The organism is Klebsiella sp. MPUS7, assembly GCF_009905335.1.
GTDB lineage: Bacteria > Pseudomonadota > Gammaproteobacteria > Enterobacterales > Enterobacteriaceae > Klebsiella > Klebsiella grimontii.
The window spans coordinates 4,942,890-4,959,253 of record NZ_CP047604.1 but is presented as its reverse complement, the minus strand read 5'-3'; the positions used below and the strand labels follow the sequence as shown (position 1 = coordinate 4,959,253).

Sequence of the window (16,364 nt, the reverse complement as noted above, 5' to 3'; positions counted from 1 at the left end):
CTTCGGGCAACATCGGATTTCGCGATGTTGCCCGAAATCCGTAGAGTCCGGACAGAAGTATGTTATGCTTTGTACTCGTTAGTGAGTACATTCGACAGGTGGCGTAACATGACCCAACAATCCCCCTATTCAGCGGCGGTGGCCGAACAGCGTCATCAGGAGTGGCTGCGTTTTGTCGCCCTCCTGCAGCAGGCGTACGCCGACGATCTCCATCTGCCGCTTTTACAGCTTATGCTGACGCCCGACGAGCGCGAGGCGCTCGGCACGCGGGTGCGCATCATTGAAGAACTACTGCGCGGCGAGATGAGCCAGCGCGAGCTGAAAAACGAACTCGGCGCCGGGATCGCCACCATTACCCGCGGTTCGAACAGCCTCAAATCGGCACCGGCGGAGCTACGTCTGTGGCTGGAGCAGGCGTTGATTAAAGCTGACGATAAATAGCGTTATGGAACGGGCTTAGCGCCAGCACGACGGCCTGATGATAAACGCTGCTGCGGGTGAGCTTGCCGGCCGTGAATACGCCGATAGCGCCCTCTTTGCGGCCAATTTCATCGATGCCGGTATGCTGAGACATCACCGGCCCCAGGGCTTCTCCTGCCTGGACTTTTTCAAGAATAACCTGCGGTAGCGGCAGGGTCGCCGAGCGCGCTTCGCCGCGCAGGCTGCCGTCGTCGATCGTCACCCAGCTAAAGGTGCTGCCTTCGTCGATGCCGGCTTCAATGGCGACCCAGAAGTCCGCGTTTGGCCGCGCGCGACGCGCGTTAGCCACGCGATTTCGTGCGCCAGCGCGCGTTTCGTCGCTGCCAAAAGGCTGTTCCGGCACGCCGCTCTCGACGGAGACGGACTCAATGTGGCAGGATCCTTCGCCGAAGATCTCGTTAAAAGCCTGCAGAATTGCCTGAATTTTGGCGGGATTAGTGGTAGCTGAGACAACATGGTGCATAATCAAAACAACTCAGAATTACTAAACATCATCGCAGTATACTCCAAATCATTCTTGCTGCAGGCGGCTATGCTTGTAGCTCGAGGGTTAAGAGCTCAGAACGGATAATAAAGCATGTTACAGGTATACCTTGTTCGCCACGGTGAAACGCAGTGGAACGCCGAGCGACGTATTCAGGGCCAGTCCGACAGCCCGCTTACCGCCCACGGTGAGCGTCAGGCCTGGCAGGTGGGCGAGCGCGCCAGAACGTTGGGAATTACGCATATTATCACCAGCGATTTAGGCCGCACGCGCCGTACCGCAGAAATCATCGCTGAAGCCTGCGGATGCAGCGTCGTGACTGATTCACGCTTGCGTGAGCTGGATATGGGCGTGCTTGAAAAGCGCCATATCGACTCGCTGAGCGAAGAAGAGGAGGGCTGGCGTCGACAGCTGGTTAACGGCACGCCCGACGGGCGTATCCCGCAGGGGGAGTCAATGCAGGAGCTGAGCGAGCGTATGCACGCGGCGCTGACGTCTTGTCTGGAACTGCCCGCGGGTAGCCGACCGCTGCTGGTGAGCCACGGGATGGCGCTGGGATGTCTGGTGAGTACGATTCTTGGTCTGCCCGCTTACGCGGAGCGTCGCCTGCGTCTACGCAACTGCTCTATTTCCCGCGTTGACTATCAGCAAAGCCCCTGGCTGGCGTCGGGATGGGTGGTGGAAACCGCGGGGGATGTGTCGCATCTTGATGCCCCCGCGATGGATGAGCTCCAGCGTTAACGACGAATCGGGATCAGGTATTCGCAGCGCAGCTGAATAGGCGGTTCCTGATTCCGGCTTTCATCTTCCGGGAAGAAACGTTCAATATCCAGGCCCTTACGACGGGTGAGGTTAAGCATCGGCATGCAGGTGCCGTAAACCGTCAGAATAAATTCCTGCAGCCCGGTGCCCAAACCTTCGTAGGTAAACATCACGTATTCGCCGCCTTCCAGCGTTACCGGATGGGCGTTATGCAGGTGGCCGTTTGCCAGCTCCGGCGTCAGCGCGGTGGTGTAAAACACCTCTTGCTCATCGTCTTTATCGAGGCTAGGACGCGGCTCATGCAGGCCGTACAGCGTCGGAGGAATCGATGGCGTATTGGCGAGGAATTCCCGCCAGAACTGGACGCGCATCTGATTACGGAAATCGGAGATCTCCTCCAGCTTACAGGTATAGCTCTGGGTGACGCCGACCAGCTGAGTGGTGTTCAGCGTGACGAATTCATAGTGCGGCATGGTGAACTCGCCCAGACGCAGCGGAGGGCGCATACCGTAGGAACTCCAGTCGGGAGAGCGTCGGTAGAGGGCTGGCGTCAACGAAAACTGCTTTTTAAAGGCGCGAGTAAAAGTCTGCTGCGAGTCAAAGCGATACTGCAGCGCAATATCAAGAATCGGACGCGCGGTCAGGCGTAGGGCAACCGCCGACTTAGATAAGCGACGGGCGCGAATATAGGCACCGATAGCATGGCCGGTCACGTCCTTGAACATTCTTTGCAGATGCCACTTGGAATAGCCCGCCTTCGCTGCCACATTGTCCAGTGAGAGAGGCTGATCCAGGTGACCTTCCAGCCAGCTAAGGAGATCGCGAATAATCCCTGCTTGATCCATAAAATATCCCCATCCTTAAACTCAGGTGCCTGATACTAAAGGTAGCGGATAATAGCATTTTTTGATGTTTTAGCATTCAGTGTTTTTTTTGCTTTTAAATGCGATTCTTCCAGAAGTTTCGGTGGTAATTTTGTAAAGCTGTGATCTATAAAACTTTTCTTCTTAATGTGTGATAATCACTCAGCTAAATTTTTAAGAATGGTAACAATATGAAATACAAGAAGTTAGTGGCGGGAATGCTTTTGCTGGCGGGCTGCCAGATGGCGCAGGCGGAACAAATCGGCTCTGTGGATACCGTATTTAAGTTCCTTGGACCGGATCATAAAATCGTCGTCGAGGCCTTTGACGACCCGGACGTTCAGAACGTCACCTGCTACATCAGCCGGGCGAAAACCGGAGGAATTAAAGGCGGGTTAGGGCTGGCGGAAGACACCTCTGATGCCGCTATTTCCTGTCAGCAGGTGGGGCCGATTGAGCTGGCGGATAAAATCAAAAACGGTAAAACGCAGGGCGATGTGGTGTTCCAGAAACGGACCTCGCTGGTATTTAAAAAACTGCAGGTCGTGCGTTTTTACGATGCCAAACGCAATGCGCTGATCTATTTGACCTATTCGGATAAAATCGTCGATGGCTCGCCGAAAAATGCGCTTAGCGCCGTGCCGATTATGCCATGGAATAAATAACAGGGAACGCCGATGCAACAACCGCGGATCTGGTTGGTGGAAGATGAGATGAGTATCGCCGATACGCTCGTCTACATGCTGCAACAGGAAGGATTTATCGTTACGGCGTTCGAGCGCGGGCTCCCTGCGCTGGACGCGGCGCATCATCACCAACCCGACCTCGCGATTCTGGACGTCGGCCTGCCTGATATCAGCGGGTTTGAGCTATGTCGGCGACTGCTGGCCCGCTATCCGGCGCTGCCGGTGCTGTTCCTGACGGCCCGCAGCGAAGAGGTGGATAAGCTGCTCGGTCTGGAAATCGGCGCTGATGATTATATCGCCAAGCCATTTTCCCCCCGTGAAGTTTGCGCCAGGGTTCGCACCGTCCTGCGGCGGCTGCAGAAATTCGCCGCCCCTTCACCGCTTTTGCGCGTGGGGGAATTCACATTGAATGACGCCGCGGCTCAGGTTACGTGGTGCGGCCAGGGTCTGAATCTGACCCGCTATGAGTTTTTATTATTAAAAACGCTACTTCATTCTCCTGGGCGCATTTTTTCCCGCCAGCTGCTACTGGAGAAAGTATGGGGCGACGCGAACGAGAGCTTCGATCGTACCGTTGATACCCATATCAAAACGCTGCGCGCTAAGCTGCGAGAAGTGAATCCCGATCTCTCCCCGATCAACACGCACCGCGGTATGGGATACAGCCTTGGAGGCTTCTGATGCGCATCGGTATGCGGCTGCTGATGGGCTACTTTTTGATAGTGGCGATCGCTGCCTGGTTTGTGCTTTCTATCTTCGTTCAGGAGATTAAACCCGGGGTTCGGCGCGCAACGGAAGGGACGCTGATTGATACGGCGACCCTGCTTGCCGAGCTGGCCCGTGAGGATTTACTCTCCGCCGATCCCCAGCACGGGCGCCTGGCCCAGGCTTTTCAAACGCTGCATCGCCAGCCGATCAACGCCAATATTGCCGGCATTAAGAAAGTTCGCAACGAATATCACGTCTATATGACCGATGCGCAGGGCAAGGTGGTGTTTGATTCCGCGGGCAACGCGCAGGGGCAAGACTATTCGCGCTGGAACGATGTCTGGCTCACTTTACGCGGGCAATACGGGGCGCGCAGTACGCGAAGCGATCCGAACGATGATAATAGCTCGGTGATGTATATTGCCGCGCCGGTGACGGATAACGGTCGAATCATTGGCGTGCTCAGCGTCGGAAAACCTAATTTGGCCATGGCGCCGGTCATCAAACGCAGCGAGCGGCGTATTCTGTGGGCCGGAGGGGCGCTGCTGGGGATCGCGCTACTGATCGGCGTTGCGATGGTATGGTGGATTAACTTTTCCATCGGCAAGCTGGTTCGCTACGCCGACTCCGTGACCGCCGACCGTCCGCTTCCGTTGCCGGACGCGGGCAGCAGCGAACTGCGCAAGCTGGCGCAGGCGCTGGAAAGTATGCGTCTTAAGCTTGAAGGTAAAAACGCGATTGAAAACTACGTTTATGCGCTGACCCATGAACTGAAGAGCCCGCTGGCGGCGATTCGCGGCGCGGCAGAAATTCTTCGGGAGGCGCCTCCGCCTGAAGTCGCCGCGCGTTTTACTCGCAATATCCTGGCGCAGAATGCGCGAATGCAGGCGCTGGTGGAAAATTTACTTCAGCAGGCCCGGCTGGAGAATCGGCTGGAGATCGCCCAACGTCCCGTCTCCGTCGCTGCGCTTTTTCGTCGTCTGGCCGAGGAGCGCGACATCGCGCTGGCGGCGAAAAACCTCACGCTGCGTTGGCAGGAAACGTCTCTGACGGTAGAGGGCGATGGTGAGCTCCTGGCGCAAGCATTGGGTAATCTGCTTGATAATGCTATCGATTTCACTCCTGCCGAAGGGGAGATTGTTCTTGGCGCGGAAGAAGGTGATGGCGGCGTGCGATTAACCGTATGCGATACGGGAAGCGGCATTCCCGACTACGCGCTGGGGCGTATTTTTGAGCGTTTCTATTCTCTTCCCCGTGACAATGGCCAAAAAAGCAGCGGCCTGGGGCTGGCGTTTGTTCGTGAAGTTGCGCGCCTGCATCAGGGCGATATCGAGCTGGTTAATCGCCCGGAAGGCGGCGTGTGCGCTTTGCTGAGACTTCACGCTCACTTCACATAGCTTCAAATTCTCCACACATAGCCCCTTTAAGGTAAGCGCATTACTAAGGAGAGGGCTATGTTGAAATCACCACTATTCTGGAAAATGAGCACCCTGCTGGGGTGTATTTTACTGTTATCGATCCCGCTGATGATCGTCCGGCAGCTGATCGTTGAACGCGCGGATTATCGCAGCGAAGTCATCGAAGCTCTGGAGAACAGTACCAGCGGATCGCAGAAACTGGTCGGGCCGCTGATCGCCATTCCCGTGACCGAGGTATTGACCCGCATTGAGGATAAAAAAGAGGTCACATATCAACGTCACTGGCTGCATTACTGGTTACCTGAGTCGCTGGCGATAGCCGGAAAACAGAACGTTGAATCCAGAAAAATAGGGATTTATGAAGGCCAAATCTGGCACAACGATCTGGGGATTAAGGCGCAATTTGATGTTTCCCGTCTGGCTGAACTCAGAAAAGATAATATTACGTTAGGTAAACCAGTTATGGTGGTCGGCGTTAGCGATGCACGCGGGATTGGCACCATTATTGCTCCGAAAATTAATGGAGAGGCACTGCCGGTGGAGCCCGGAATCGGTATCAGCGGCAGCGGAGAGGGAATTCATATGCCAATGCCGCTGTTAACTCCTCAACAAAAAACGCTGGATGTTGAATTCACACTCAACCTGAACGGAACCGGAAGCTTCTCAGTCGCGCCGCTCGGACGCAATAGCCAATTACAGCTGACCAGTAACTGGGCGCATCCTGGTTTCCTGGGCGATTTTCTCCCGGTTAGTCGTGAGGTTTCCCCATCAGGTTATAGCGCCCGCTGGCAGAGTAGCTGGTTTGCGAACAATATGGCCCGGTTTTTTATGGACGATCGCGAGATTGAGTGGCGTCAACTGCCTGCTTTCAACGTTAACGTTACGACGCCGGCCGATCGGTACCAGCTGACCGATAGGGCGACAAAGTATGCCATTCTATTAATCTCCCTTACGTTTATGGCGTTTTTCGTTTTCGAGAGCCTGACTCAGTGCCGTTTACACCCGATGCAGTATCTGCTGGTTGGTTTGTCGCTAGTGATGTTCTATCTGATATTACTGGCCCTGTCCGAGCATATTGGCTTTACGCCGTCATGGATTGTTGCCAGCCTGATAGGGGCGCTGATCAATGGGGTTTATCTGCATGCGGTGCTGAAGGGATGGTTTAACAGCTTTCTTTTTGTCTGCGCATTGCTGCTGCTGGATGGCGTTATGTGGATGCTATTGCGTTCGGAAGATAGCGCGCTGCTATTGGGAACGGGAGTGCTACTGCTGGCGCTCAGCGCGCTGATGTTCCTGACCCGTCGCGTTGACTGGTACACGCTATCTCTCCCGAAGCCAAAAGAGAGGCAGCCCGAGGGCGGTGATGATGACGATAAGTTGAGGATCTGGAAATAAAAAAACGGCGCGAATTGCGCCGTTTTTACGTTATGACAGCAAGAAAAATGATGTTATTCCTGCAGATCTCCACAGAAGCGGTACCCCTCGCCATGGATGGTGGCGATAATTTCCGGGGTGTCCGGAGTGGATTCAAAATGCTTACGAATGCGACGGATGGTCACGTCCACGGTGCGGTCGTGCGGCTTCAGCTCACGGCCGGTCATTTTTTTCAGCAGTTCCGCGCGCGACTGGATTTTGCCCGGATTTTCGCAGAAGTGCAGCATGGCGCGGAATTCACTGCGCGGCAGCTTGTACTGCTCACCATTAGGGCTAACCAGCGAACGGCTATTGATATCCAGCTCCCAGCCGTTGAACTTATAGCTTTCTACGCTGCGGCGTTCTTCACTCGGGGTACCCAAATTCATGGTACGGGAGAGCAGGTTGCGCGCGCGAATCGTCAGTTCACGTGGGTTGAACGGTTTAGTGATATAGTCATCGGCGCCAATTTCGAGGCCGAGGATCTTATCCACTTCGTTATCGCGGCCGGTAAGGAACATCAGCGCGACGTCCGCCTGCTCACGCAGCTCGCGTGCTAACAGGAGACCATTTTTGCCTGGCAGGTTGATATCCATGATCACCAGGTTGATATCATTTTCAGACAGGATCTGATGCATTTCCGCGCCATCGGTCGCTTCGAATACATCATAACCTTCTGCTTCGAAAATACTTTTTAACGTGTTGCGTGTTACCAACTCGTCTTCAACGATAAGAATGTGCGGGGTCTGCATGTTTGCTACCTAAATTGCCAACTAAATCGAAACAGGAAGTACCAAAGTCCCTGACCTGCCTGGTGCATGTCGCAAATTAACATGCCCGGCGTAACATGACTAAAGTACGTAATTGCGTTCTTGATGCACTTTCCATCAACGTCAACAACATCATTAGCTTGGTCGTGGGTACTTTCCCTCTGGACCCGACGGTGTCAAAAACGGCTGTCATCCTAACCATTTTAACAGCAACATAACAGGCTAAGTGAGGCATGACACCCAATAAAACTACGCTTCGTTGACATATATCAAGTTCAATTGTAGCACGTTAACAGTCTTGTGAAATCATTGCATCTAAACGGGATTCATCGTCACAATTCATATCCTGCACAATTAGTTGCGCTAAGAAAATAATAAACGTGATGAATCCAAAGCCTCAAAACGTATTCGGACATAAATTTCATTGCCAAACATACGGATAAAGCCGTTCTGTTAACATACTCTGTGACATGGTGCCTTGGGAATAGTTTAGTTTTTTTTATGGGTGATAAAGCTCAAATTTAGTGATTTTTGTTGCAAATTTGTAAATTCACGGCGCGTAATATGAAGGGAAAAATCGTCATTCCCGCCGCCTAAAAAGTAAAAGAGAAACCAAATGCGTTTATCAATTGTATTAGTCTCCCCGGCTCGGGCAGAAAACGTGGGCGCGGCAGCCAGAGCGATGAAAACAATGGGGTTTAGCGATATGCGTATCGTCGATAGCGATGCTCATTTGCAGCCTGCGGCGCGCTGGGTCGCGCACGGTTCTGGCGAGATCCTCGATAATGTTAAAACTTATGCCACGTTAGAGCAGGCGCTGCACGATGTCGATTTTACCATCGCTACGACCGCCCGTAGCCGGGCGCGTTTTCACTACTACGCGACGCCGCAACAGCTCTTGCCGCTGCTGGAAGAAAAAGCGCAGTGGATGCATCATGCCGCGCTGGTGTTTGGCCGGGAAGATTCCGGATTAACCAATGAAGAGCTGGCCCTTGCCGATGTGCTGAGCGGCGTGCAGATGGTGGCTGACTATCCCTCGCTCAATCTGGGGCAGTCGGTGATGGTCTATTGCTATCAGCTGACTTCGTTGCTGCAGAATACCCCGTCAACATCCGCCAGCGTGGATGACAATCAGTTGCAGGCGCTACGCCTTCGCACTCGCGATCTGCTCGAGCGCCTCGGCGTGGAGGACGATATAAAACTGACCGACTGGCTCCAGCAGCGAATGGGTCTTTTGCAGCAGCGGGACACCGCCATGCTGCATCGTTTACTGCACGATATTGAAAAAAACCTTCCAGATTAAAGTTCTGTCATATTATTTTCATATGGTCTTATGTGCTAATTATTGGCCTCCTGATGCGCAAATGCGGATGAATTATCAGGGGGCCATGGCGTATTGGCCAGGTGTGAAAAAATGGGCCAAAAGTAGAAATTCGTTGACTTAAGTCGACAGATACTTTAACCAATATAGGCACAGGACACAGACAGATAAAAATTACAGAGTACACAACATCCATGAATCGCATCGGCATGATCACCACGATTATCACCACCACTATTACCACAGGTAACGGTGCGGGCTGACGCGTACAGGAAACACAGAAAAAAGCCCGCACCTGAACAGTGCGGGCTTTTTTTTCGATAAAAAATCAAGGGGTCATAACCATGCGTGTGTTGAAGTTCGGCGGTACATCAGTGGCAAATGCAGAACGTTTTCTGCGCGTTGCCGATATTCTGGAGAGTAATGCCAGGCAGGGGCAGGTAGCGACCGTACTGTCTGCCCCGGCGAAGATCACTAATCACCTGGTTGCCATGATCGAAAAAACCATTGGCGGGCAGGATGCGCTGACCAATATCGCCGATGCCGAACGCATTTTCGCCGAACTTCTGCAAGGTCTCGCCGATGCACAACCGGGTTTTCCGCTCGCGCAGCTGAAAGCTTTTGTTGAGCAGGAATTCGCACAAATCAAACACGTCCTGCACGGCATTAGCCTGCTTGGGCAGTGCCCGGATAGCGTTAACGCGTCCCTTATTTGCCGGGGAGAAAAGCTCTCTATCGCCATTATGGCCGGCTTGCTGGAAGCGCGCGGTCATAACGTCACGGTGATTAACCCGGTTGAAAAACTGCTGGCCGTTGGCCATTACCTCGAATCCACCGTTGATATCGCTGAGTCGACTCGCCGCATTGCCGCCAGCCAGATCCCGGCGGACCATATGGTGCTGATGGCGGGCTTCACCGCGGGTAACGAAAAAGGTGAGCTGGTGGTGCTGGGCCGTAATGGCTCTGATTACTCCGCCGCGGTGCTGGCCGCCTGCCTGCGCGCCGACTGCTGCGAGATCTGGACCGACGTTGACGGCGTTTATACCTGTGACCCGCGTCAGGTCCCGGATGCGCGTTTGCTGAAGTCGATGTCCTATCAGGAAGCGATGGAGCTGTCCTACTTCGGCGCTAAAGTTTTGCACCCGCGTACTATCGCCCCTATCGCCCAGTTCCAGATCCCCTGTTTAATCAAAAATACCGGCAATCCGCAGGCTCCGGGTACGCTTATCGGCGCCAGCCGCGATGAAGACGACCTGCCGGTGAAAGGGATCTCCAACCTCAATAACATGGCGATGTTCAACGTCTCCGGTCCGGGGATGAAGGGCATGGTTGGCATGGCGGCGCGGGTGTTTGCCACCATGTCCCGCGCGGGAATTTCAGTGGTGCTTATCACCCAGTCCTCTTCCGAATACAGCATCAGTTTCTGCGTACCGCAGAGCGACTGCGCCCGGGCGAAGCGGGTGATGGAAGATGAATTTTATCTGGAGCTGAAAGAGGGGCTGCTTGAGCCGCTGTCGATAATGGAGCGTCTGGCGATTATTTCCGTTGTCGGTGACGGTATGCGCACGCTGCGCGGCATCTCTGCGAAGTTCTTCGCTGCGCTGGCCCGCGCCAATATCAACATTGTCGCCATTGCCCAGGGTTCTTCCGAGCGCTCTATCTCCGTTGTCGTCAGCAACGATGACGCCACCACCGGCGTGCGCGTGACCCACCAGATGCTGTTCAATACCGATCAGGTTATTGAAGTGTTTGTCATTGGTATCGGCGGCGTCGGCGGCGCGTTGATCGAACAGATCAAACGCCAGCAGAGCTGGCTGAAGAGTAAGCATATCGATCTGCGCGTTTGCGGCGTGGCCAACTCTCGCGCTTTACTGACTAACGTACACGGCCTGAACCTTGAACACTGGCGCGACGAGCTGGCGGAAGCCAAAGAGGCGTTCAATCTGGGCCGACTCATTCGTCTGGTGAAAGAGTACCATCTGTTGAATCCGGTGATTGTCGACTGTACCTCCAGCCAGGCCGTGGCCGATCAGTACGCCGATTTCCTGCGCGAAGGGTTCCACGTGGTCACGCCGAACAAAAAGGCCAATACCTCATCGCTGGATTACTATCATCAGCTGCGCCACGCCGCGAGCAGCTCACGGCGTAAGTTTTTATACGACACCAACGTCGGCGCGGGGCTGCCGGTTATCGAAAACCTGCAAAATCTGCTGAACGCGGGCGATGAGCTGCTGCGCTTTTCCGGTATTCTGTCCGGCTCGCTGTCGTTTATCTTCGGTAAGCTCGATGAGGGCGTGAGCTTCTCTGAGGCGACCAGGCTGGCGCGTGAGATGGGCTATACCGAACCGGATCCGCGCGACGATCTTTCTGGCGTTGATGTCGCGCGTAAGCTGCTGATCCTCGCGCGTGAAACCGGACGTGAGCTCGAACTGTCTGACATTATCGTGGAACCGGCGCTGCCGGCGGGGTTTGATGCCAGCGGCGATGTCGACAGCTTTATGGCGCGGTTGCCTTCTCTGGATGATGAGTTTGCCTCGCGGGTCGCCAAAGCGCGAGATGAAGGTAAAGTCTTGCGCTATGTCGGTAATATCGAAGAGGATGGCACCTGTCGCGTCAAAATCGCCGCGGTTGACGGCAACGATCCGCTGTTCAAAGTGAAAAACGGCGAGAATGCGCTGGCGTTCTACAGCCACTATTACCAGCCGCTGCCGCTGGTGCTGCGCGGTTATGGCGCGGGGAACGATGTGACGGCGGCTGGCGTTTTCGCCGACCTGCTGCGTACCCTGTCATGGAAGTTAGGAGTTTAAGATGGTCAAAGTATATGCCCCGGCTTCCAGTGCCAATATGAGCGTCGGGTTTGACGTGCTGGGCGCTGCGGTGACGCCGGTTGACGGCACGCTGCTGGGGGACAACGTCTCCGTTGAGGCGGCGGCGAGCTTTAGCCTGCAAAACGTGGGTCGCTTCGCCAGCAAGCTGCCGACGGCGCCGCAGGAAAACATCGTCTATCAATGCTGGGAGCGCTTTTGCCAGGAGATTGGCAAGAAGGTACCGGTGGCGATGACGCTGGAAAAAAACATGCCGATCGGTTCCGGGCTGGGCTCCAGCGCCTGTTCCGTGGTCGCCGCGCTGGTGGCGATGAATGAGTTCTGCGGCAAGCCGCTCAATGAGAGCCGAATGCTGGCGCTGATGGGCGAGATGGAAGGGCGGATTTCCGGCAGTATCCATTACGATAACGTCGCGCCGTGCTATCTTGGCGGGATACAGCTGATGCTTGAGGAAAACGGCATCATCAGCCAGCAGATTCCGTCCTTCGACGAGTGGCTGTGGGTGCTGGCCTATCCGGGGATTAAGGTCTCAACGGCGGAAGCGCGGGCAATTTTGCCGGCGCAGTATCGCCGTCAGGACTGTATTGCCCACGGTCGTCACCTGGCGGGCTTTATTCACGCCTGCTATTCCCGTCAGCCTCAGCTGGCGGCGAAATTGATGAAAGACGTGATTGCCGAACCGTATCGTACCAAACTACTGCCGGGCTTCAGCGAAGCGCGTCAGGCAGCAATGGAAATTGGCGCGCAGGCGTGCGGCATTTCCGGTTCCGGTCCAACCTTGTTCGCATTATGCGATAAACCGGAAACCGCGCAGCGCGTCGCCGACTGGCTGGCTACGCACTATCTGCAAAATCAGGAAGGCTTCGTTCATATTTGCCGGCTGGACACGGCGGGCGCTCGAGTAGTGGGATAACCAATGAAACTCTATAACTTAAAAGATCATAACGAACAGGTCAGCTTTGCGCAGGCCGTCACCCAGGGGCTTGGCAAGCATCAGGGGCTGTTCTTTCCGCACGATCTACCGGAATTCAGCCTGACTGAAATCGACGAAATGCTGCAGCAGGACTTGGTGTCGCGTAGCGCGAAAATCCTGTCGGCATTTATCGGCGACGAGATCCCGCAGGACGTGCTGCAAGCGCGCATCGGCAACGCGTTCACCTTCCCGGCGCCGGTCAGCAAAGTGCAGGACGATGTCGGCTGCCTCGAGCTGTTCCACGGCCCGACTCTGGCGTTTAAGGACTTCGGCGGCCGCTTTATGGCGCAGATGCTGACCCATATCGCCGGCGACAAACCGGTCACTATCCTCACGGCAACCTCCGGCGACACCGGCGCGGCGGTCGCGCATGCGTTCTATGGCCTGCCAAACGTCAAAGTCGTCATTCTCTACCCGCGCGGCAAGATCAGCCCGCTGCAGGAAAAGCTGTTCTGCACCCTTGGCGGCAATATTGAAACCGTGGCTATCGACGGTGATTTTGATGCCTGCCAGGCGCTGGTTAAGCAGGCCTTTGATGATGAAGAGCTGAAGGTCGCTCTGGGTCTGAACTCGGCTAACTCAATCAATATCAGCCGCCTGCTGGCGCAGATTTGCTACTACTTTGAAGCCGTTGCTCAACTGCCTCAGGAAGCCCGTAATCAGCTGGTTATCTCTGTACCCAGCGGTAACTTTGGCGATCTGACCGCCGGCCTGCTGGCCAAATCCCTGGGTCTGCCAATCAAACGCTTTATCGCGGCAACTAACGCCAATGACACCGTGCCGCGCTTCCTGCAGGACGGCAACTGGTCGCCGAAAGCGACTCAGGCCACGCTGTCCAACGCCATGGACGTCAGCCAGCCGAATAACTGGCCGCGCGTGGAAGAGCTGTTCCGCCGTAAAATCTGGCGTCTGAATGAGCTGGGCTACGCGGCGGTGGATGATGAAACCACCAAAGAGACCATGCGCGAGCTGAAGGCCATCGGCTATACCTCAGAACCGCATGCGGCGATTGCGTATCGCGCGCTGCGCGACCAGCTGCAGCCGGGCGAGTACGGCCTGTTCCTCGGCACGGCGCATCCGGCGAAATTTAAAGAGAGCGTGGAAGAGATTCTGCAAGAGACGCTGCCGCTGCCAAAAGAGCTGGCCGAACGCGCAGACCTGCCGCTGCTGTCGCATAATCTGCCGGCCGATTTTGCCGCGCTGCGTAAGCTGATGATGGGTTAAACCCGAGCCCGCGCTCCCCTGCTGCGTTATCCGCGGCAGGGGAGTTTTCTTTTACTGCTCATGGCGTTTAAAGACCAACTCCCCTTTGCCCGACGCGTCGGCGTCAAAGAAATAACCTTCGCTGTCAAAGCGGGTCAGCTGCTCCGGCTTCGTTAAACGATTTTCAATGATGTAACGGCTCATTAAGCCGCGCGCTTTCTTAGCGTAGAAGCTGATCACTTTAAACTTGCCGTTTTTCTCATCGAGGAACACCGGCTTAATCAATTGCCCCTCAAGCCGTTTGGGTTTAACCGACCTGAAGTACTCATCAGAAGCCAGATTCACCACAATATCGTCGCCCTGGGCTTTCAACGCCTGATTCAGCTTATCGGTAATCACGTCTCCCCAATAGTGATACAGATCTTTGCCTTTCGCGTTCTCAAGCTTAATCCCCATTTCCAGGCGGTAAGGTTGCATCAGATCCAGCGGGCGCAGAACGCCATACAGGCCGGAAAGCATTCGCAGATGCTGCTGGGCAAAATCGAAATCAGCCTCGCTAAAGGTTTCTGCCTGCAGGCCGGTATAGACATCCCCCTTAAACGCCAGAATCGCCTGACGGGCGTTGTCCGGGGTGAAGTCTGGCTGCCAGTCGTGGAAACGAGTCGCGTTCAGGTCAGCCAGCTTGTCGCTGATACCCATCAGTTTGCCAATCTGCGGCGCCGACAGCTGGCGGGCAATACCGATAAGCTCCTGAGAGTGTTCCAGCAGTTCAGGTTGGGTATAACGCGTCGTTGCCAGCGGGCTTTGATAATCGAGCGTTTTTGCAGGTGAAATCAGAATGAGCATATCCAGTCCTTGCGGGAAATTTTTGACGACTTTAGCAAAAAAACGTCATGAGAGGATCGATAGCTGCGATTGCCGCGCTATTCGCGCGGCAGGTTGTCCCAGGTACCCGGCACCAGCTGCTGATGAATCTCAGGGTAGCGGGTGACGTCAAATTCCGGCCGCTGGCCCAGCCGCCGCTGCCGCAGGTAATCACTGGCAATGATGCGTACCGTCGGCGAGAGCAGCAGGATAGCCGTCAGGTTGGTTATCGCCATCAGCGCCATGATGGTATCCGCCATCTGCCACACCACCGGTAGGCCGATCATCGCCCCGGTAGCAACCATGCACAGCGTAAGCAGACGCAGCAGCCAGATATTACGGTCACTATCCATGCGGAGAAAAATGAGATTATTTTCGGCATAGATATAGTTTGCGACGATCGAGCTGAAGGCGAACAGCAGCACCACGATAGCGACAAAGCTGGAACCCCAGTCGCCGATGAGGTTGTTCATCGAGTGCTGAATAGCCTGAATGCCGTTCACCGCTTCTCCATTGCCGTCTCGCGGCGCCAGCATGATGATGACGGCGCTGGCGGTACAGATCACGATGGTGTCAATGAAAACGCCAATCATCTGTACGATCCCCTGCGCCGCAGGGTGAGGGGGCCAGGAGGCAGCGGCGGCAGCGGAATTAGGCGTTGAGCCCATCCCCGCTTCATTGGAAAACATCCCGCGCTGAAAGCCGCTGGTTAGCGCCTGGCTGATGGTATAGCCGACTGCGCCCGCGGCGGCCTCTTGCCAGCCGAAAGCGCAGCGGAAGATGGTTTCAAAAATCGTCGGCAGGGCGGTGATATGCCACAGGCCGATGACCAGGCTGGTCGCCACCCATAGCAGGGCCATCACTGGCACAAGCCACTGCATCATTCGCGCTACGCCGCGAATGCCGCGAACGATGACCAGCAGGGTCAGAACCGCCAGGACGCCGCCGGTAATCGCCTCAGGTAAATGAAATGCATACGCCATGGCATGGGCAACGGAGTTGGCCTGTACGGTATTAAAGATGATCCCGTAGGCCAGCAGCAGAAAAATGGAAAACAGCACGCCCATCCAGCGCATACCGAGTCCCCGGGCCATATACCAGGCGGGGCCGCCGCGAAACTGCCCGCGGGAGTCGCGCTCTTTATAAAGCTGGGCGAGAGAACATTCGGCGAAGCTGCTGGCCATACCGAGTAGCGCCGAGAGCCACATCCAGAAAACGGCGCCGGGGCCGCCTGCGGCAATGGCCAGCGCAACGCCTGCCATATTGCCGCTGCCCACGCGCGCCGCCAGGCTCATACACAGCGCCTGAAAAGACGTTAAGCCGCCGGGCTGCGGCTGAAGGCTCCTTTTCAGACTTTTGCTGAACTGACGGATATAACGGAACTGAATGAATTTTGTTCGCCAGGTAAACCAGACGCCGGCGCCCAGTAACAGGTAAATCATTACCGAGCCCCAGAGTATTTCATTGATAAACGACAGAAAATCAGGCATCAAGCATCCTCTTGCCCATATCGGTGCGCGAGTGTAAGCGCTACCAATCCAGTGACAATCCTTTAGTGTTCAGGTAATTAATTGACCCAGTTTATCACACTCTG

General features: G+C 55.3%; 17 protein-coding genes and 1 other annotated feature. Of the genes, 12 read left to right on the top strand and 5 right to left on the bottom strand.

Annotated elements, in window-relative coordinates:
• The first annotated feature begins 108 nt into the window (after positions 1–108).
• Positions 109–441, top strand: coding sequence for a trp operon repressor (gene trpR, locus GUC22_RS23130; protein ID WP_004132278.1), 333 nt, complete (start codon positions 109–111; stop codon positions 439–441).
• Here trpR and yjjX read toward each other — a convergent pair.
• A complete protein-coding gene (yjjX, locus tag GUC22_RS23125; RefSeq protein ID WP_004132276.1) occupies positions 422–943 on the bottom strand; it encodes an inosine/xanthosine triphosphatase in 522 nt (173 codons plus the stop codon). The two genes, trpR and yjjX, sit on opposite strands and share 20 nt — an antisense overlap.
• A 114-nt stretch (positions 944–1,057) precedes the next feature.
• On the opposite strand from yjjX, the gene gpmB reads away from it, so the two are divergent.
• Complete coding sequence (gpmB, locus tag GUC22_RS23120; protein ID WP_049130041.1) at positions 1,058–1,705, top strand: 2,3-diphosphoglycerate-dependent phosphoglycerate mutase GpmB; 648 nt, start codon at positions 1,058–1,060, stop codon at positions 1,703–1,705.
• Here gpmB and robA read toward each other — a convergent pair.
• Positions 1,702–2,571, bottom strand: a complete 870-nt coding sequence (gene robA, locus GUC22_RS23115) for an MDR efflux pump AcrAB transcriptional activator RobA (protein WP_004132273.1) — start codon at positions 2,569–2,571, stop codon at positions 1,702–1,704. The genes gpmB and robA overlap by 4 nt on opposite strands.
• 209 nt (positions 2,572–2,780) lie before the next feature.
• On the opposite strand from robA, the gene creA reads away from it, so the two are divergent.
• The 4 genes from creA to creD are packed head-to-tail and all read left to right on the top strand — an operon-like array spanning position 2,781 to position 6,796.
• Positions 2,781–3,254 (top strand): protein CreA, encoded by a 474-nt coding sequence (creA, locus tag GUC22_RS23110; protein ID WP_024360392.1) that lies wholly within the window; start codon positions 2,781–2,783, stop codon positions 3,252–3,254.
• A 12-nt stretch (positions 3,255–3,266) separates the two neighbouring features.
• Positions 3,267–3,956 carry a two-component system response regulator CreB gene (creB, locus tag GUC22_RS23105; RefSeq protein ID WP_004132269.1) on the top strand — a complete coding sequence of 230 codons (690 nt, stop codon included), beginning with the start codon at positions 3,267–3,269 and terminating at the stop codon, positions 3,954–3,956.
• Positions 3,956–5,380, top strand: coding sequence for a two-component system sensor histidine kinase CreC (creC, locus tag GUC22_RS23100; protein WP_049086821.1), 1,425 nt, complete (start codon positions 3,956–3,958; stop codon positions 5,378–5,380). Before creB ends, creC begins: the two co-directional genes overlap by 1 nt.
• 57 nt (positions 5,381–5,437) lie before the next feature.
• Entirely contained in the window at positions 5,438–6,796 is a 1,359-nt protein-coding gene (gene creD, locus GUC22_RS23095) for a cell envelope integrity protein CreD (protein WP_049130043.1), read from the top strand.
• 53 nt (positions 6,797–6,849) lie between these two features.
• Here the strand turns inward: creD and arcA are convergent, their stop codons facing one another.
• Entirely contained in the window at positions 6,850–7,566 is a 717-nt protein-coding gene (arcA, locus tag GUC22_RS23090; RefSeq protein ID WP_004132265.1) for a two-component system response regulator ArcA, read from the bottom strand.
• 95 nt (positions 7,567–7,661) lie between these two features.
• Between arcA and yjjY the strand changes: the two genes are divergently transcribed.
• The 6 genes from yjjY to thrC all read left to right on the top strand — a co-directional run bounded on the left by yjjY (position 7,662) and on the right by thrC (position 13,927).
• Positions 7,662–7,802, top strand: coding sequence for a protein YjjY (gene yjjY, locus GUC22_RS23085; RefSeq protein ID WP_001541509.1), 141 nt, complete (start codon positions 7,662–7,664; stop codon positions 7,800–7,802).
• Positions 7,803–8,200: 398 nt separating this feature from the next.
• On the top strand, positions 8,201–8,887 hold the full coding sequence (locus GUC22_RS23080; protein ID WP_064342148.1) for a tRNA/rRNA methyltransferase: 687 nt from the start codon (positions 8,201–8,203) through the stop codon (positions 8,885–8,887).
• 212 nt (positions 8,888–9,099) lie between these two features.
• Positions 9,100–9,168: a thr operon leader peptide gene (gene thrL / locus GUC22_RS23075; protein WP_004222578.1), complete on the top strand. Its 69-nt coding sequence runs from the start codon at positions 9,100–9,102 to the stop codon at positions 9,166–9,168.
• Positions 9,107–9,224 (top strand) — a sequence feature (Thr leader region). Its footprint overlaps the gene before it by 62 nt.
• Before the next feature lie 25 nt (positions 9,225–9,249).
• Complete coding sequence (thrA, locus tag GUC22_RS23070; RefSeq protein WP_004132830.1) at positions 9,250–11,712, top strand: bifunctional aspartate kinase/homoserine dehydrogenase I; 2,463 nt, start codon at positions 9,250–9,252, stop codon at positions 11,710–11,712.
• A 1-nt stretch (position 11,713) separates the two neighbouring features.
• Positions 11,714–12,643 carry a homoserine kinase gene (gene thrB / locus GUC22_RS23065; protein WP_004132828.1) on the top strand — a complete coding sequence of 310 codons (930 nt, stop codon included), beginning with the start codon at positions 11,714–11,716 and terminating at the stop codon, positions 12,641–12,643.
• 3 nt (positions 12,644–12,646) lie between these two features.
• Entirely contained in the window at positions 12,647–13,927 is a 1,281-nt protein-coding gene (gene thrC, locus GUC22_RS23060) for a threonine synthase (protein WP_024360387.1), read from the top strand.
• Positions 13,928–13,978: 51 nt separating this feature from the next.
• On the opposite strand, the gene yaaA is transcribed toward thrC, so the two are convergent.
• Together yaaA and GUC22_RS23050 are read right to left on the bottom strand one after the other, a co-directional pair.
• On the bottom strand, positions 13,979–14,752 hold the full coding sequence (gene yaaA / locus GUC22_RS23055; RefSeq protein ID WP_004128743.1) for a peroxide stress protein YaaA: 774 nt from the start codon (positions 14,750–14,752) through the stop codon (positions 13,979–13,981).
• 77 nt (positions 14,753–14,829) lie between these two features.
• Positions 14,830–16,260 carry an alanine/glycine:cation symporter family protein gene (locus tag GUC22_RS23050; RefSeq protein WP_024360386.1) on the bottom strand — a complete coding sequence of 477 codons (1,431 nt, stop codon included), beginning with the start codon at positions 16,258–16,260 and terminating at the stop codon, positions 14,830–14,832.
• Positions 16,261–16,364: the final 104 nt, after the last annotated feature.